Genomic DNA, 14,921 nt, shown 5'->3' on the forward strand with positions numbered 1-14,921 from the left:
GCGATTCCTCGGAACACACCGCCGACATTGCCATTCGCACCAACATCGGCATTCAAAAACAAATGGCCGAGATCGATCAGGTCGCCACGGCGGTGCAGGAAATGACCGCCACCGCGCAGGACGTCGCGCGTAACGCGACGCAGGCTGCACAAGCGGCCAGTCATGCCGACCAGGCCGCCAGCCAGGGCATGCAGATTGTCCGCGATACGTCCAATTCGATTGGCGTGCTGGCGCTGGAAATCGGCAAGGCAGTAGATGTGGTACAGACCCTGGCCAAGGACAGCGAGAACATCAACGCCATTCTCACCGCCATTCGCGGCATCGCCGAGCAGACCAACCTGCTGGCCCTGAACGCGGCGATCGAGGCGGCGCGTGCCGGTGAACAGGGGCGTGGGTTTGCCGTGGTCGCCGACGAGGTGCGCAATCTGGCGCAGAAAACCCAGAAAGCCACTGAAGAAATCCAGACCATGATCCAGCAACTGCAACAAGGCACCCGCGATGTGGTGCGGGTCATGGAGGACAGTCAGAACCGCACTGACGAAAGCGTGCAGCATGCGGCGAAAGCGGCTGAAGCGCTGGAAACGATCACCCAGGCGGTTTCGGTGATCAACGACATGAACACGCAGATTGCCAGTGCGGCGGAAGAGCAGAGTGCGGTGGCCGATGACATCAACCGCAATGTGATCAACATCGGGCAAGTGGCCAACGAAGTGGCGGGGGGCGCGGATGAGTCGAGTTCGGCGAGTGCCGATTTGACCAAGCTGGCAGAGCAGCAGCGGCGGTTGATCAATCAGTTCAAGGTCTGAGGTTAAGACACCCTCACCCCAGCCCTCTCCCGGAGGGAGAGGGGGCCGACCGAGTTGTCTCCCGTCATACATCGACCTGAAAAATCGTGGCGATTATGGATTCGGTGAAAAGCTTTCAAGTCGGTGTGTTTCGTCAATATCCCGCGGTCAGTCCCCTCTCCCTCCGGGAGAGGGCTAGGGTGAGGGGCTTTTGATCTAAATGCTCTAACCCGGAGTCAAACACTCCGGTCCATTGAGCTTCGGATCATTAATCAGATTCGCCAGCACCCGCTCGCGTAACGCCGCCGGTTCACTGGCCAGCAACCCCTGCAACACATGCAACGGCGTCTCGGGATCGAGCCACGCCGCCTGCCCCGCCTCATCGAGAATCAACGGCCGGCGCTGACTCGACGCCGGCTGAGTAATCACCGCCGTACTCAACCACACCTGTTCCTGCACCGGATACGCCTCCCAGATCGCCGCGAAAAACAGCGAAGAACCCTCCCCCGGCGTCAGCCAGAACGGCCGCTTGCGCTGCGTCCCGCGCCATTCGTAAAAACCGTTGGCCGGCAGCAGGCAGCGGCGCAGACGCAAGGCTTCGCGGAACATCGGCTGCTCGGCCACGGTTTCCGCCCGGGCATGTGCCGGTGTTTTCGACAGATCGGTCAGCCACGGCGGCGTTAATCCCCAACGGGCGCGGGCCAGGCTGCGCTGGCCATCTTCAGCGGCACGCAGCATCAACACCGAATCATTGGGGGAAATGTTCCACTGCGCCTGCTGATCGGCGGGAAAACCAGGCAGGGCCGCGAAATCGCGGTTCCAGCGAAACAGGGCATAACGTCCACACATGGGGCAACACGACTCTGAAGTAAAACGAAGGCCAGCCTAACAGACCAGCGTCCCGGGGAAGCTCTCCGGTTCATCGCCGGGCAGCGGCAGCGCGGCATTGTACGCGGTGATCAGCTCACGGGCGTATTCGGCCTGGTCGTTATCGACGGACAGTCCCAGTAAACCGAAAATCGGCAATTCGCCCGTACCACCGAGCAAATCGCGGCCGATCAGATGCGCCTCGATGCCTTCGCTGGCGAGCATGCCCTTGAGCATTTCGCCTTCCATCAGGTTTTCCGGCTCGTAGATTCGCTGCATGGGCGCGCCTCACTCGTTTTCGCTGAAGACTTCCAGATGCCATTCCTCTCCATGAACCTGCAATACGAACGTGATGGGCCGACAACACACCTGACAGTCCTCGATATAGGTCTGATCGCCGCCGGACAAGTCCACTGTCGTCTCGACCGTTTCCCCACAATAAGGACATTCGTATTCAGCGGTTTCCAGCATCGCGGTCTCCCAAGTGACTTGTGCGTATAATCGCCGGTCTATTTGCAGGGCTATTTTTGTCTGGCTACTTTTTCAGACCGTGCCCCGCGGGTTTTCGATCAAAACCTTTACTTACCCTAGCCGTTTCCAACAAGAGAGCATGATGGGCGAATTCGATGCCATCCGACCTTACGACGACAGCGAAGTACCTGTGGTACTGGCAAGACTGCTCGGCGACAAGGCGTTTCTAGATATCCTCACCCACTTCCGCTTCCCGCGTTTTGCCGGTGCCTTCGGCTGGATGCTCAAACCACTTATAGCCCATCGGCTGCGTCGTGAGTTCGCCGACGTGACGTCGGTGGCGACGTTGCAGGACAAGGTCGAGTCCTACGTCGACCACACCATCGAGCGCGCCACCGATGGCGTGACCTACACCGGTGTCGAGCAATTCAAGTCCGGCAGCGCTTATCTGTTCATCGCCAACCACCGCGACATCGTGATGGACCCGGCCTTCGTCAACTATGCCGTGTACCACGCCGGCCTGCCGACGCCGCGCATTGCGATTGGCGACAACCTGCTGCAGAAGCCGTTTGTCAGCGACCTGATGCGCCTGAACAAGAGTTTCATCGTTCATCGTTCGATCACCGGCCGTCGCGAGAAAATGGCCGCTTATCAACTGTTATCAGCGTACATCAACCACTCGATCCGCAACGATTGCGCGTCGATCTGGATCGCTCAGGCTGAAGGCCGGGCGAAGGACGGCGACGACCGCACCGAGTCGGCGATCCTCAAGATGTTCCACATGAGCCGCAAGGACGAGCCGTTCGGCGAAGTCATCCGCTCGCTGAACGTTACCCCGGTGTCGATCAGCTACGAATATGACCCGTGCGACCAGGCCAAGGCTCGCGAGCTGTACATCCGCGCCACCACCGGCACTTACGCGAAAGCGCCGGGTGAGGATGATGTGAGCATTGCCAAGGGCATCACCGGCTACAAGGGCCGGGTGCACGTGAACTTTGCCGCGCCGATTACCGAGCTGTTCGAAGACACCAAGCAATTGGCGGTCGAGATGGACAAGCAAATTCTCGGCGGTTACCGGTTGTTCCCGGTGCATTACCTGGCGTACGCGCAGTGGGCCGATGCCGATCCGCAGTTGAATGTGCCGAAGGCTGCCGAGGTGTTCCCGGCGGATGAGCTGGCCAAGGCGCAGGAAGAATGGCAGAGCCGGCTGGATGCCTGCCCGGAAGAGCATCGTCCATATCTGGTGCTGCAATATGCGACGCCAGTGCGCAATCAGTACCGGGTCAAGGCTGGGTTGCCGCTGTAAGCGGTTTCCAGCTGACGCAAAAACGGCGCCTTCGGGCGCCGTTTTTTATGCCTGAAGCTTTCAGAAGCGCGTGCTGATCCAGGAGACGATCAGGGCCAGCCCGAGGCAAGCAAAACCAAAACGATAGAAAAACCGGTTCATGCGCAAAGTCGCCCAATCAAGGATTGGTTCGGCATTCGGTTGCGCCTGGCGCTGAGCGGCAATGCTGGCCATCGCACGTTGTTCACGGCGACGAGTGGCGTGCAGCAGCCAACTCCCCGGAAACGCCAACAACAACGCCAGCAAGTTGATCAACTTGGCGGGATGGGCGGTAAACAGCGTCATCAAGTGCAGCGACATCACAGACCTCTATCTGAACCGGTGTGGCAGACGCCAGATCGACGACTGCGGCGCGGATTCTAACCAAACCTGCCCGTTCAACCCCAGCCTTTGCGACAAATAACCTGACAATCGACCGATGGCTGCCCTGTGTCACGGCTTCGTCATGTGGATACACCAAGATGCGCGCCTCGAAACGCACATGGAACGCGACATGCTTCACGCTGAAAATCAGGATCGTCTGTACCTCATCACCCCTTACGACGAACAGCAAAGTCTCGTCGGCAGCCTTGCCTTCAATGTTCAGGATCGCCATTGGCTGGTGTATTGCGCGCTGGGCGGGCATCAGCATGCGGATTTGCCCGAGACTGATTTGCTGACGGGTGTCAGCGTCCTCGACTTTTATTCCCAGGCGGCCTGAAAAAGCAAAAGCACCCTCACCCTAGCCCTCTCCCCGAGGGAGAGGGAACCGACCGAGTTGTTTTGTCGAGGTACATCGACCTGAAAGTCCGAGGTGAATGTAGATCTCAAGAACAACGCAAATCGACCTGAAACTCCGAGATGAATGCAGATCCCAGGCACAACACAGATCGGCTCCCTTTCCCCCTCTCCCCCCTGGGGGAGAGGGCTGGGGTGAGGGGGTACGATTTCAAGTCCCACAAAAAAGCCCGGGCTCATCACTGATCCCGGGCTTTTTCACATCCGCCGAAAACTTACTCAGCCAGAACCTGACCCACCGTCGGATCCTTGAACAGACGCGTCAGCGCATCGCTCAATACATCGCTGACCAGTTTGGTATTGGTTTCCTGGTTCGGCGCCATGCCGAAACGCTGGTCCAGCGAAGCGCCGTAACGGCCGCTATAACGGCGGTTGGCGTTCTGCACATCAGAGCGGAAGGTTGCGCCAATGGTCGCTTCGGTCACGTACATGCCTTCTTTCGGCGACTGGTATTTCAGCTCGGCCAGGGTCACGGTCAACTGCGGAGCATTTGGCGCGTTGTTGGTCGGGGTGAAGCCGAGCAAACGCACGGCGGCTTCAGCCTGAGCCTGCAACTTCGGCAGGATCTGCTCGCGCTGCACGGTGATAGCGCTGGTTTCCGGGTACAGGCCGCCACGGGTGCCCAACGTTGGCGACGGACGACCGTCAACCACACGCACGACGACTGGCTGGCCACGGCCGACCGCTGGCAGCTGAGTGGTCAGCTTTGGCTCCGGGCTCAGTTGTTGCGGGCTGTGGGCGCAGCCGGCCAGGGTCAAACCGGCCACAGTGATCAAACCGAACAACAGGCGTTGCAACATGCTCTTCTCTCCAGAATCAGGCACAAACAGGCCGGCAGTATAGCGGTGGGCCAGTGCGGGTAACCAGCGCCCGGCAGCGAATACTGAAATGTCTGACAAACCCGTGGGAAAGCGGTTCCTGTCACAGATTATTCACCCGGCATACACGTTCACGTCACGGCGCATTGGCAACCTTGCAATCAGTCCCCCACAAGGTACTCAATCATGCGTTATCTGATCTCGTTGTTCGCCCCACGTCCGCTGCACCGCAGCTTCGCCCTGCTCGACCGCAATGGCCATTGCCAGGCATTCAAGCAGTGCAGCCTGCAGCCGATGGGCGACGGTTGGGTGGAAATCGAAGAAATCCGCCTCAACTGGTTGCACCAGCCACTGCCCGCCAGCGCCCGCGTCATAGCGTCGCAGCCCCGTGCACGGGTGCAAGCGATGTTGAGCATCTGACCGGATGCCTAATAAAAGTCATTAAACACGAGCAACTGCCCGCATTTCTTCGATACAATCTCCCCCCGATTATAAGGACGTCTCCTGATCGGGCCCCGCAACAGCGTCAATGCGCATGCATCGACACCCAAAATCGCCCACAGAGAGCCGCCCACACAGATCGAGTGAAGTTGGCGCGCTTGCCTGTTCTTCCGGCAAAAACCCCGCTTTTCGCGAATCTGCAGAGCTGTCATGACGCTCGGCCACCGCGTTGTTTTGCCTTTGCGGGCAAGGTGCCAGGCCTGGACAGCCCTTTTTTGAGGTTCACGTCTTCAAAAGAGCGTGAAAAAAACGGGTTTTCACAACTTCACAAGAGTGTGGCGAGCAAATGAAAAGTTTTGCGTCTGAACATGCACCATTAGCGTCTGAAACAGCCCAACGACACAGGACCGGGTATACCTCGAATATCGGAGCCTGAAGCCTGTCCGCTACGGATTTGGTTGCACAAAAACGGATGTCTCGACCATAAGTCGAATTGCCAGCTGCGTGCTGAAATGAGTTCATGGAGCTCTTGAAAGCCAAGCCGCATACATCCGTCGAAGTTGCGAAAAATTGCGAAGATTCGGACATGGCGAACCTGACCATGGATAGCCTGGACATCACTGACCTGTCCCGGAATGCCTGGCAGCCATGCCGACAATTTGGTGCTGCAGATTTTGGAGACGCGTTAAATGGCGCATAACGAAGCAGTCGACGTAGTTCTGGTTGGGGCGGGCATCATGAGTGCCACCCTGGCCGTGCTGCTCAAAGAGCTCGACCCCGCGATCAAGCTGGAAGTCGTCGAGCTGATGGATTCCGGTGCTGCCGAGAGTTCCAACCCTTGGAACAACGCCGGCACCGGTCACGCTGGCCTTTGCGAGCTGAACTACACGCCGCAAGCCGCCGATGGCACCGTCGACATCAAGAAAGCCGTGCACATCAACACCCAGTTCGAGGTGTCGAAGCAGTTCTGGTCGTACCTGACCAAGAAAGGCACGTTCGGCTCGTGCAAATCATTCATCAGCCCGGTGCCGCACCTGAGTTTCGTTCAGGGCGACAAAGGCGTTTCCTTCCTCAAGGAACGTTTCGAGGTCCTGCACAAGCATCACGCGTTCTCCGACATGGAGTACACCGAAGACAAGGCCAAGATGGCCGAGTGGATGCCGCTGATGATGCCGGGCCGCTCGCCGGACGAAGTCCTCGCCGCGACCCGCGTGATGAACGGCACCGACGTCAACTTCGGCGCCCTGACCAACCAGTTGCTCAAGCACCTGACCAGCGCTCCCGACACTCAAGTCAAATACTGCAAGCGCGTCACCGGCCTCAAGCGTAACGGCGCTGGCTGGACCGTCAGCATCAAGGACGTCAACAGCGGCAGCAGCCGTGAAGTCGACGCCAGGTTCGTTTTCCTCGGCGCGGGTGGCGCGGCGCTGCCGTTGCTGCAGGCTTCGGGCATCGAGGAAAGCAAAGGCTTCGGCGGCTTCCCGATCAGCGGCCAGTGGCTGCGTTGCGACAACCCGGAAGTGGTCAAGCATCACCAGGCCAAGGTGTACAGCCAGGCCGCGGTGGGTTCGCCACCGATGTCGGTGCCGCACCTGGACACCCGCGTAGTCGACGGCAAGAAGTCCCTGCTGTTCGGGCCATACGCCGGTTTCACCACCAAGTTCCTCAAGCACGGCTCCTTCATGGACCTGCCGCTGTCGGTTCGCGCCGGCAACATCGGGCCGATGCTGGCCGTGGCGAAAAACAACATGGACCTGACCAAGTACCTGGTCAGCGAAGTGATGCAATCGATGGAACAGCGTCTGGATTCCCTGCGCCGTTTCTACCCGGAGGCGAAAGCCGAAGACTGGCGCCTGGAAGTGGCCGGCCAACGGGTACAGATCATCAAGAAAGACCCGAAAAAGGGCGGCATCCTGCAGTTCGGTACCGAACTGGTGTCGGCCAAGGACGGCTCCCTCGCCGCCCTGCTCGGCGCTTCGCCAGGCGCTTCGGTGACCGTTTCGATCATGCTGGAACTGATCGAGAAATGCTTCCCGGCCAAGGCCAAGGGTGAGTGGGCTGGCAAACTGGCCGAGATCTTCCCGGCCCGTGAAAAGGTCCTGGAAACCGATGCTGCGCTGTATCGCAAGATCAACACGCAGAACAACATCGCGCTGGAACTGGTTGAAGAAAGCAGCGAGACCCCAAGCTACGCTTGATCTTGCCGTATAAAAAACGCCCCGTACTCAGTGAGTGCGGGGCGTTTTTTTATGCCTGGGAAAAGTCTCAGGTGCGGGACTTTTCGATCAGCTCGATGTATTCCGGGGCATTGCGCTGATCGGCGATCAGCTCAACGAAGGTCTTGCCCTGCTCGTCCTTGCCATCAACGTCGTAACCGGCAGCGACGAAGAAGCCCAGAAACCGCTCGAAATCATCAATGCGCAGGCCACGATAAGCCTTGATCAGTTTGTGCAGCGACGGCGAAGTGGCGTCGACCGGCTCAAAATCGAGGAACAGCTTGATCTGCTCATCGCCGATCTCGTCACCAATCACTTGTTTCTTATCTTTACGCATTGCCGACTCCAGCTCGCAGACATTACACGGGGCGGGCAGTTTACCCCCTGCCCGGCCGCCCGGCTCAACGCGATCGCACCGCCCCGGTGTGCAAATCGGCCCAGATGTGGCCGTTGGCGTAACTGAGGAACTGCACGTACACGGTGTCGTTGCGCAGCAGATCGATGATCACGCGGTATTGGGCCTGTGGATAAAACAGTGTGAGGGTTTTGCTCTTGTCGTCATAAACCGGCTTTTTCAGGCTTTTGCTTTCACCGTCGAAATTCACCAGCACTTGGGTAATGGTCGCGCCTTTGTTCAGGGATTTGCCCTTGAGGCGAATCAGCAGCGGTGAAGTGACCGGGATCGGTTGTTGATTGGACTGGCGTTGCGCGCCGACGACCACGGAATAATCAGTGACCTGCAGCAATTGCTGCTGCTCGGGCTCGGCATCGCGCACGGTCAGATCGTCCGGCGGCAGGAACTGGCTGTGCATCGGCGCGGCAAAAAGCGGCAGGCTGAAGGTCAGCAACAGGGCGGCAAAGCTGCGGATCAAGAGGCGCATGACAGGCTCCGGAGGGCGGGGCCGAGCACTCTAGCATGGGTATCGCGGATGGATCAGCACACACAAAAACACTGTGGGAGCGAGCTTGCTCGCGAAGGCGGACTGACATTCAAAACAGATGTCGACTGATACACCGCTTTCGCGAGCAAGCTCGCTCCCACATTTAGATCGAGGCGCGGATTACATGCCTTTAACGGCAAAGATCCCGTTGGCGTTGCGCCAGTAGCCTTTGTAGTCCATGCCGTAACCGAAGATGTAGCGGTCGATGCACGGCAGGCCGACGAAATCGGCTTTCAGGTCAGGACGCGCCTTGCGGTCGTGATCCTTGTCGATCAGCACGGCGGTGTGCACTTTGCGCGCACCGGCGTGTTTGCAGAAGTCGATGATCGCGCCGAGGGTGTGACCTTCGTCGAGGATGTCGTCGATGATCAGCACGTCGCGGTCGATGAACGAAACTTCCGGCTTGGCTTTCCAGAACAGGTCGCCGCCGCTGGTTTCGTTGCGATAACGGGTCGCGTGCAGGTAGGAGGCTTCCAGCGGGAACTGCAGATGCGTCAGCAGTTTGCCGGAGAAAATCAGCCCGCCGTTCATCACGCAGAACACTACCGGATTGCTGTCAGCCAGTTGTTCGTTGATTTGTGCACCGACGCGGGCGATGGCGGCCTCGACTTCAGCTTCGGTGTACAGGCAGTCAGCCTCTCGCATGATTTGACGGATATGCTCGAGATCAGCGGACATGGCGCTCTCCAGGGGGGGATGTTTTCGGAAAAGCGGGCAAAGGTACGCATCCATTGAGGCCGAATCAAGCCTTTATGGACTAACGTACAGAATGTCCTATAGGACATCACCCTCGGATAGATTAATCTAGGCCGGTTTTTTTGCCCGCCGCCGGAGTTTTTCCATGCCCATCCTCGAGATCCGCCATCCGCTGATCCGTCATAAACTCGGCCTGATGCGCCGCGCCGATATCAGCACCAAGAACTTCCGTGAGCTCGCTCAGGAAGTCGGCGCCCTGTTGACCTATGAAGCTACCAAAGATTTGCCGCTGGAGTCCTACGATATTGCAGGCTGGTGCGGCACCGTGTCGGTCGAGAAGATCGCCGGCAAGAAGATCACCGTCGTGCCGATCCTGCGCGCCGGCATCGGCATGCTCGAAGGCGTGCTGAGCCTGATCCCGGGTGCCAAGGTTTCCGCTGTGGGCGTTGCCCGCAACGAAGAAACCCTGCAAGCGCACACTTATCTGGAAAAACTGGTTCCGGAAATCGACGAACGGTTGGCGATGATCATCGACCCGATGCTCGCTACCGGCAGCTCGATGGTGGCGACCATTGATCTGTTGAAGAAAGCCGGCTGCAAAGACATCCGCGCCATGGTGCTGGTTGCCGCGCCGGAAGGTATTGCCGCCGTAGAAAAGGCTCACCCGGACGTGACCATCTACACCGCGTCCATCGATGAGCGCTTGAACGAGCACGGTTACATCATCCCAGGGCTTGGCGACGCCGGTGACAAGATCTTCGGCACCAAGCAGAAGGACGCGTGACCATGCAGCAAGAGTTCAACGATCCGCTCTGGCGCACGGTGCTGTCCGGCGCCCAGATGCTGTTCGTGGCTTTCGGCGCCCTGGTGCTGATGCCGCTGATCACGGGCCTGGACCCGAACGTGGCACTGTTTACCGCGGGCCTGGGGACGATCCTGTTCCAGATCGTCACCGGGCGTCAGGTGCCGGTGTTTCTGGCGTCGAGCTTCGCTTTCATCACCCCGATCATTCTCGCCAAGGGCCAGTTCGGCCTCGCCGCGACCATGGGCGGTGTGATGGCAGCCGGTTTCGTCTACACCTTCCTCGGCCTGGCCGTGAAGATCAAAGGCACGGGCTTTATTGACCGCTTGCTGCCACCGGTGGTGATTGGTCCGGTGATCATTTCCATCGGCCTGGCGATGGCGCCGATTGCCGCGAACATGGCGATGGGCAAGGCTGGCGATGGTTCTGAACTGATCCATTACCAGACCGCGATGCTGATCTCGATGCCGGCATTGCTGACCACATTGATCGTGGCGGTGTTCGGTAAAGGCATCTTCCGCCTGGTGCCGATCATTTCCGGCGTGCTGGTCGGTTTTGCCATGGCGTTCTATTTCGGTGTCGTTGATACCGCGAAGATTGCCGCAGCGCCATGGTTTGCGATTCCGCACTTCACCGCGCCGGAATTCAACTGGCAGGCGATTCTGTTCATCGTTCCAGTGGCATTGGCTCCGGCCATTGAACACATCGGCGGTGTGATTGCTGTGGGTAGCGTGACCGGTCGCGATTACCTGAAGAAGCCGGGCCTGCATCGCACCCTGCTCGGCGACGGCATTGCCACCACCGCCGCCGGTCTGTTCGGCGGCCCGCCAAACACCACCTACGCCGAAGTGACGGGTGCGGTGATGCTGACCAAGAACTACAACCCGAAAATCATGACCTGGGCGGCGATCTTCGCTATCAGCCTGGCGTTCATTGGCAAGTTCGGCGCGCTGCTGCAAAGCATTCCGGTGCCGGTGATGGGCGGGATTCTGTGCTTGCTGTTCGGCTCGATCGCGGCGGTGGGGATGAACACCCTGATCCGTCACAAGATCGATCTGGGCGAAGCGCGCAATCTGGTGATTGTCTCGGTGACGCTAGTGTTCGGCATTGGCGGTGTGCTGGTCGGCACCGGTACCGGTCCGGACGACTTTGGCCTCAAAGGCATCGCGCTGTGCGCGGTGGTGGCGATAGCGCTGAACCTGATTCTGCCGGGCAATGATGGCTGGAAGAACAAGAAGGCGGATGAGCCGCTGATCTAAGCCTTCAAGATCTGATCGTTCCCACGCTCTGCGTGGGAATGCAGCCCGTGACGCTCCGCGTCACTGGACGCAGAGCGTCCCTAGAGGCATTCCCACGCAGAGCGTGGGAACGATCACTACAACGCCAGCGGCGCTCTTTCGCAGAGGGTTGCCAACGCCTTAGCCCATTGCCGGTCGTCATTCAGGCACGGCACCAGCACCAACTCTTCGCCCCCCGCTTCGCGGAACTGTTCTTTGCCGCGATCGCCAATCTCTTCCAGCGTCTCGATGCAATCGGCGACAAACGCCGGGCACATCACCAGAATCTTCTTCACGCCGCTTTTCGCCAGTTCATCCAGCCGTGCCTCGGTGTAGGGTTCGATCCACTTGGCCCGCCCCAGACGCGACTGAAACGACACCGACCATTTGCCATCCGGCAAGCCCATGCGCTCAGCGAACAACGCCGCAGTACGCAGGCATTGCGCGCGATAACAGGTCGCCAATACCGCAGGCGAGGCGTTCTTGCAGCAGTCTTCATTCTTGAAGCAATGATTGCCGGTCGGATCGAGTTTGGTCAGATGCCGCTCAGGCAGACCGTGGAAGCTCAGCAGCAAGTGATCGTAATCCTGCTGCAGATGCGGCCGGGCGCTTTCGACCAGCGCATCCAGATATTCCGGCTGATCGTAGAACGGCTGCAGCACCGACAGTTGCACGTCGAGTTTCTTTTCGCGGATCACCCGCTTGGCTTCTTCGATCACTGTGGTCGTGGTGCTGTCGGCGAACTGTGGATACAGCGGTGCCAGCGTGATGCGCTTGTGCCCCGCCGCCACCAGTTTCAGCAGGCAGGTTTCAATCGACGGCTCACCATAACGCATCGCCAGTTCCACAGGGCCGTGATTCCACTGTGCGGTCATCTGCTGTTGCAGACGACGGCTGAGCACCACCAGCGGTGAACCTTCGTCCCACCAGATCGACGCATAGGCGTGGGCCGACTGCTCCGGGCGCTTGATCAGGATCAGCGACACCAGCAAACGCCGCACCGGCCACGGCAGGTCGATCACGTACGGGTCCATCAGGAATTGATTGAGGTAGCGGCGCACATCGGCCACTGAGGTTGAGGCCGGGGAACCCAGGTTGACCAGAAGCAAGGCGTGATCGGTCATGCAACGTCCTATTTCAGAGGCGGCTGGAGAGATCGTCCAGGGCCGCACGTAAATCCGTGAACTGGAAAGTGAAACCCGCTTCCAGCAAGCGTGCCGGCATAGCCTTCTGGCCGCCGAGCAACAACAATGACATCTCGCCGAGACCGACTTTCAGCGCCAGCGTCGGCATCGGCATGAACGCCGGGCGGTGTAAAACGCTGCCCAGCGTCTTGGCAAATTCGCGATTGCGCACAGGTTTCGGCGCGCACGCATTATAAGGACCACTGGCCTGATCACGATGCAGAAGAAAATCAATCAGGGCGATTTGATCGTTGATATGAATCCACGGCATCCACTGCCGACCATTGCCCAAAGGCCCGCCGAGCCCGAGTTTGAATGGCAGCAACAGCCGCGACAAAAAGCCGCCCTCGGCCGACAGCACCAGACCGGTTCGCACCAGCACCACACGGATGCCTTGCGCCTCGGCACGTTGCGCGGTTTCTTCCCAGGCGATGCACAACTGGCTGGCGAAATCGTCGATCACCGGCGGCGAATCTTCAGTCAATTCGCGCTCACCACCATCGCCGTACCAGCCGATCGCCGAACCGGAAATCAGCAATGCCGGTTTCTGCGTGCGGGTTTCGAGCCACGCCAACAGTGTTTCCGTCAAAGTGATACGGCTGCTCCATAGCAACGCTTTGCGTCGATGGGTCCACGGCCGATCGGCAATCGGCGCACCGGCCAGATTGATGATCGCGTCCACAGGCTCATCGCCGAGATCTTCCAGACGCGAGATGCCACGCACCTGCGCACCGCAGATCTTCGCGACCTTCTCCGGTTTTCGGCTCCAGACCGTCAGGCGATGGCCCTGCTGCGACCAGTGTCGGCAGAGCGCACGTCCGATCAAACCAGTACCGCCGGTCAGCAATATGTGCATGACATCTTCCTCGCGTGGCGTTTAACCCGGATCACTAGTCTATTTTTATAAGCAGGGATCTTTTCTATCGGGCAGGCTCTATTGTTTAACCATAGGCCAAGCTGTCAGATCGAGAACGCTAGAAGTTATACCAAAAAACAAAATTGTACAGGTTTCATCCACGGCGTAGTCTGTACAGAAAGGTAAACGAGGCCCCTATGACTGTACCTATCGCAATCATTGGCACCGGCATCGCCGGACTTTCCGCCGCCCAGGCTCTGACAGAGACCGGGCATACCGTGCAATTGTTCGATAAAAGTCGCGGCAGCGGCGGGCGCATGTCGAGCAAGCGCAGCGACGCTGGCTCGCTGGACATGGGCGCGCAATATTTCACCGCGCGTGATCGGCGCTTCGTCACCGAAGTGCAGCGTTGGCAAAGCCTGGGCTGGGTCGCCGAGTGGACACCGCAGCTCTACACGTATCAGGGCGGGCAACTGAATCTGTCGCCGGACGAGCAGACGCGCTGGGTCGGTACACCGCGCATGAGCGCCATCACTCGTGGACTTCTCGATGGCCTGGAAGTGCACTTTGCCTGCCGCATCACCGAGGTCTTTCGCGGTGAAGAGCACTGGCACTTGCAGGACGCCGAAGGCTTCACCCATGGCCCGTTCAGTCACGTGGTGATCGCCACGCCGGCCCCTCAAGCGACAGCCTTACTGGCCGCTGCCCCGAAACTTGCCGGGGCCGCCGCCGGGGTGAAAATGGACCCGACCTGGGCTGTCGCCCTCGCCTTCGATACACCGCTGGATACGCCCCTTGAAGGCTGCTTCGTGCAGGACAGTCCGCTCGACTGGCTGGCACGCAACCGCAGCAAACCCGGACGTGACAACACACTCGACACCTGGGTGCTGCATGCGAGCAGCGCATGGAGCCGGCAGCACATCGACCTGTCCAAGGAAGCTGTGATCGAGCAACTGCACGGTGCTTTTGCCGAACTGCTGCACAGCGCCATGCCCGCGCCAACCTTCAGCCTCGCCCACCGCTGGCTCTACGCACGTCCGGCGACGGGCCACGAATGGGGCACCCTGGCCGATGCCGATCTGGGTTTGTATGCCTGCGGCGACTGGTGCCTGTCTGGCCGTGTCGAAGGCGCTTGGCTCAGTGGCCAGGAAGCCGCGCGACGCTTGCACGAACACCTGCAATGAACCGCATCAATCCGCGTAAATTGCTGCTGTCGAAATGGACAGCAGCCCACCCGCAGAATCGTGAAAAACACTTTCTGGTGACCGAGCTGTTTCGCGACGAGGAAGGCACGGTGCTGGAGGTTGAGTTACAAGCGGTGTTGACCCAACGTGCTGAGCGACTCGATTGGCAGACACTACAAAACAACGCTGAATGGCTGCAGGGCTGGAAGTAAATAGCGTCCCTGTGGGAGCGAACTTGCTCGCGAAGGCGGTGTTTCAATC

Annotated in this window: 19 protein-coding genes; 9 read left to right on the top strand and 10 right to left on the bottom strand. The window is 59.3% G+C overall.

All coding sequences use genetic code 11. From position 1 onward, the window contains the following. Nucleotides 1–101 precede the first annotated feature (101 nt). Nucleotides 102–806, top strand: a complete 705-nt coding sequence (locus AB4O11_RS03380) for a methyl-accepting chemotaxis protein (protein WP_460092273.1) — start codon at nucleotides 102–104, stop codon at nucleotides 804–806. A 204-nt stretch (nucleotides 807–1,010) separates the two neighbouring features. On the opposite strand, the gene AB4O11_RS03385 is transcribed toward AB4O11_RS03380, so the two are convergent. Genes AB4O11_RS03385 through AB4O11_RS03395 form a run of 3 tightly spaced genes read right to left on the bottom strand, consistent with a single transcriptional unit; the run spans nucleotide 1,011 to nucleotide 2,123 of the window. Further along, on the bottom strand, nucleotides 1,011–1,634 hold the full coding sequence (locus tag AB4O11_RS03385; protein WP_099757161.1) for an SOS response-associated peptidase: 624 nt from the start codon (nucleotides 1,632–1,634) through the stop codon (nucleotides 1,011–1,013). A gap of 36 nt (nucleotides 1,635–1,670) precedes the next feature. Further along, nucleotides 1,671–1,931: a putative signal transducing protein gene (locus AB4O11_RS03390; RefSeq protein WP_007912819.1), complete on the bottom strand. Its 261-nt coding sequence runs from the start codon at nucleotides 1,929–1,931 to the stop codon at nucleotides 1,671–1,673. A gap of 9 nt (nucleotides 1,932–1,940) precedes the next feature. Beyond that, nucleotides 1,941–2,123: a CPXCG motif-containing cysteine-rich protein gene (locus AB4O11_RS03395; RefSeq protein ID WP_460088974.1), complete on the bottom strand. Its 183-nt coding sequence runs from the start codon at nucleotides 2,121–2,123 to the stop codon at nucleotides 1,941–1,943. Nucleotides 2,124–2,265: 142 nt separating this feature from the next. Between AB4O11_RS03395 and AB4O11_RS03400 the strand changes: the two genes are divergently transcribed. After that, nucleotides 2,266–3,429, top strand: coding sequence for a 1-acyl-sn-glycerol-3-phosphate acyltransferase (locus AB4O11_RS03400; RefSeq protein WP_200887272.1), 1,164 nt, complete (start codon nucleotides 2,266–2,268; stop codon nucleotides 3,427–3,429). A 60-nt stretch (nucleotides 3,430–3,489) separates the two neighbouring features. Here the strand turns inward: AB4O11_RS03400 and AB4O11_RS03405 are convergent, their stop codons facing one another. Beyond that, entirely contained in the window at nucleotides 3,490–3,768 is a 279-nt protein-coding gene (locus tag AB4O11_RS03405) for a hypothetical protein (RefSeq protein ID WP_016985168.1), read from the bottom strand. A gap of 193 nt (nucleotides 3,769–3,961) precedes the next feature. Here AB4O11_RS03405 and AB4O11_RS03410 point away from each other — a divergent pair, with 193 nt between their 5' ends. Continuing rightward, nucleotides 3,962–4,168, top strand: a complete 207-nt coding sequence (locus AB4O11_RS03410; RefSeq protein WP_008083982.1) for a hypothetical protein — start codon at nucleotides 3,962–3,964, stop codon at nucleotides 4,166–4,168. Nucleotides 4,169–4,460: 292 nt separating this feature from the next. On the opposite strand, the gene AB4O11_RS03415 is transcribed toward AB4O11_RS03410, so the two are convergent. Continuing rightward, entirely contained in the window at nucleotides 4,461–5,045 is a 585-nt protein-coding gene (locus tag AB4O11_RS03415) for a YajG family lipoprotein (protein ID WP_007912832.1), read from the bottom strand. A 204-nt stretch (nucleotides 5,046–5,249) separates the two neighbouring features. On the opposite strand from AB4O11_RS03415, the gene AB4O11_RS03420 reads away from it, so the two are divergent. Both AB4O11_RS03420 and mqo read left to right on the top strand, forming a co-directional pair. Beyond that, nucleotides 5,250–5,483, top strand: a complete 234-nt coding sequence (locus AB4O11_RS03420) for a hypothetical protein (RefSeq protein WP_007912834.1) — start codon at nucleotides 5,250–5,252, stop codon at nucleotides 5,481–5,483. Nucleotides 5,484–6,193: 710 nt separating this feature from the next. Further along, nucleotides 6,194–7,702 (top strand): malate dehydrogenase (quinone), encoded by a 1,509-nt coding sequence (gene mqo / locus AB4O11_RS03425; protein ID WP_093441341.1) that lies wholly within the window; start codon nucleotides 6,194–6,196, stop codon nucleotides 7,700–7,702. A gap of 67 nt (nucleotides 7,703–7,769) precedes the next feature. Here the strand turns inward: mqo and AB4O11_RS03430 are convergent, their stop codons facing one another. The 3 genes from AB4O11_RS03430 to AB4O11_RS03440 form a co-directional block, all read right to left on the bottom strand. Next, on the bottom strand, nucleotides 7,770–8,057 hold the full coding sequence (locus AB4O11_RS03430; RefSeq protein ID WP_093441345.1) for a PA4642 family protein: 288 nt from the start codon (nucleotides 8,055–8,057) through the stop codon (nucleotides 7,770–7,772). 64 nt (nucleotides 8,058–8,121) lie between these two features. Then, on the bottom strand, nucleotides 8,122–8,601 hold the full coding sequence (locus AB4O11_RS03435; protein WP_460130145.1) for a hypothetical protein: 480 nt from the start codon (nucleotides 8,599–8,601) through the stop codon (nucleotides 8,122–8,124). A gap of 180 nt (nucleotides 8,602–8,781) precedes the next feature. Continuing rightward, nucleotides 8,782–9,339: a hypoxanthine-guanine phosphoribosyltransferase gene (locus AB4O11_RS03440; protein ID WP_008086142.1), complete on the bottom strand. Its 558-nt coding sequence runs from the start codon at nucleotides 9,337–9,339 to the stop codon at nucleotides 8,782–8,784. Between the two features lie 163 nt (nucleotides 9,340–9,502). Here AB4O11_RS03440 and upp point away from each other — a divergent pair, with 163 nt between their 5' ends. Both upp and AB4O11_RS03450 read left to right on the top strand, forming a co-directional pair. After that, nucleotides 9,503–10,141: a uracil phosphoribosyltransferase gene (upp, locus tag AB4O11_RS03445; RefSeq protein WP_007912842.1), complete on the top strand. Its 639-nt coding sequence runs from the start codon at nucleotides 9,503–9,505 to the stop codon at nucleotides 10,139–10,141. Nucleotides 10,142–10,143: 2 nt separating this feature from the next. Continuing rightward, nucleotides 10,144–11,418: a uracil-xanthine permease family protein gene (locus AB4O11_RS03450; protein WP_077574503.1), complete on the top strand. Its 1,275-nt coding sequence runs from the start codon at nucleotides 10,144–10,146 to the stop codon at nucleotides 11,416–11,418. A 116-nt stretch (nucleotides 11,419–11,534) separates the two neighbouring features. Here the strand turns inward: AB4O11_RS03450 and hemH are convergent, their stop codons facing one another. Both hemH and AB4O11_RS03460 read right to left on the bottom strand, forming a co-directional pair. Further along, a complete protein-coding gene (gene hemH / locus AB4O11_RS03455) occupies nucleotides 11,535–12,560 on the bottom strand; it encodes a ferrochelatase (protein ID WP_320336335.1) in 1,026 nt (341 codons plus the stop codon). 13 nt (nucleotides 12,561–12,573) lie between these two features. After that, the gene (locus AB4O11_RS03460; RefSeq protein WP_460088975.1) at nucleotides 12,574–13,476 is read right to left on the bottom strand and encodes a TIGR01777 family oxidoreductase; all 903 of its coding nucleotides are present in this window, start codon (nucleotides 13,474–13,476) and stop codon (nucleotides 12,574–12,576) included. A 197-nt stretch (nucleotides 13,477–13,673) separates the two neighbouring features. Between AB4O11_RS03460 and AB4O11_RS03465 the strand changes: the two genes are divergently transcribed. Further along, nucleotides 13,674–14,660 carry an NAD(P)/FAD-dependent oxidoreductase gene (locus tag AB4O11_RS03465; protein WP_099757164.1) on the top strand — a complete coding sequence of 329 codons (987 nt, stop codon included), beginning with the start codon at nucleotides 13,674–13,676 and terminating at the stop codon, nucleotides 14,658–14,660. Further along, nucleotides 14,657–14,872, top strand: coding sequence for a TIGR02450 family Trp-rich protein (locus tag AB4O11_RS03470; RefSeq protein WP_093441373.1), 216 nt, complete (start codon nucleotides 14,657–14,659; stop codon nucleotides 14,870–14,872). The genes AB4O11_RS03465 and AB4O11_RS03470 overlap by 4 nt, the downstream gene beginning before the upstream one ends. Nucleotides 14,873–14,921 lie beyond the last annotated feature (49 nt).

The sequence above is a fragment of the Pseudomonas sp. H1_D05 genome, from assembly GCF_054682705.1.

Excerpts from the sequence above, each read along its gene's own strand:
- upp (WP_007912842.1), top strand. The coding sequence starts at position 9,503 with ATGCCCATCCTCGAGATCCGCCATCCGCTGATCCGTCATAAACTCGGC.
- AB4O11_RS03430 (WP_093441345.1), bottom strand. The coding sequence starts at position 8,057 with ATGCGTAAAGATAAGAAACAAGTGATTGGTGACGAGATCGGCGATGAG.
- AB4O11_RS03390 (WP_007912819.1), bottom strand. The coding sequence starts at position 1,931 with ATGCAGCGAATCTACGAGCCGGAAAACCTGATGGAAGGCGAAATGCTC.
- AB4O11_RS03395 (WP_460088974.1), bottom strand. The coding sequence starts at position 2,123 with ATGCTGGAAACCGCTGAATACGAATGTCCTTATTGTGGGGAAACGGTC.
- AB4O11_RS03410 (WP_008083982.1), top strand. The coding sequence starts at position 3,962 with ATGCTTCACGCTGAAAATCAGGATCGTCTGTACCTCATCACCCCTTAC.
- AB4O11_RS03450 (WP_077574503.1), top strand. The coding sequence starts at position 10,144 with ATGCAGCAAGAGTTCAACGATCCGCTCTGGCGCACGGTGCTGTCCGGC.
- AB4O11_RS03415 (WP_007912832.1), bottom strand. The coding sequence starts at position 5,045 with ATGTTGCAACGCCTGTTGTTCGGTTTGATCACTGTGGCCGGTTTGACC.
- AB4O11_RS03460 (WP_460088975.1), bottom strand. The coding sequence starts at position 13,476 with ATGCACATATTGCTGACCGGCGGTACTGGTTTGATCGGACGTGCGCTC.
- AB4O11_RS03405 (WP_016985168.1), bottom strand. The coding sequence starts at position 3,768 with ATGTCGCTGCACTTGATGACGCTGTTTACCGCCCATCCCGCCAAGTTG.
- AB4O11_RS03400 (WP_200887272.1), top strand. The coding sequence starts at position 2,266 with ATGGGCGAATTCGATGCCATCCGACCTTACGACGACAGCGAAGTACCT.
- hemH (WP_320336335.1), bottom strand. The coding sequence starts at position 12,560 with ATGACCGATCACGCCTTGCTTCTGGTCAACCTGGGTTCCCCGGCCTCA.
- AB4O11_RS03465 (WP_099757164.1), top strand. The coding sequence starts at position 13,674 with ATGACTGTACCTATCGCAATCATTGGCACCGGCATCGCCGGACTTTCC.
- AB4O11_RS03420 (WP_007912834.1), top strand. The coding sequence starts at position 5,250 with ATGCGTTATCTGATCTCGTTGTTCGCCCCACGTCCGCTGCACCGCAGC.
- AB4O11_RS03435 (WP_460130145.1), bottom strand. The coding sequence starts at position 8,601 with ATGCGCCTCTTGATCCGCAGCTTTGCCGCCCTGTTGCTGACCTTCAGC.
- AB4O11_RS03440 (WP_008086142.1), bottom strand. The coding sequence starts at position 9,339 with ATGTCCGCTGATCTCGAGCATATCCGTCAAATCATGCGAGAGGCTGAC.
- AB4O11_RS03470 (WP_093441373.1), top strand. The coding sequence starts at position 14,657 with ATGAACCGCATCAATCCGCGTAAATTGCTGCTGTCGAAATGGACAGCA.
- mqo (WP_093441341.1), top strand. The coding sequence starts at position 6,194 with ATGGCGCATAACGAAGCAGTCGACGTAGTTCTGGTTGGGGCGGGCATC.
- AB4O11_RS03385 (WP_099757161.1), bottom strand. The coding sequence starts at position 1,634 with ATGTGTGGACGTTATGCCCTGTTTCGCTGGAACCGCGATTTCGCGGCC.
- AB4O11_RS03380 (WP_460092273.1), top strand. The coding sequence starts at position 102 with ATGACCGCCACCGCGCAGGACGTCGCGCGTAACGCGACGCAGGCTGCA.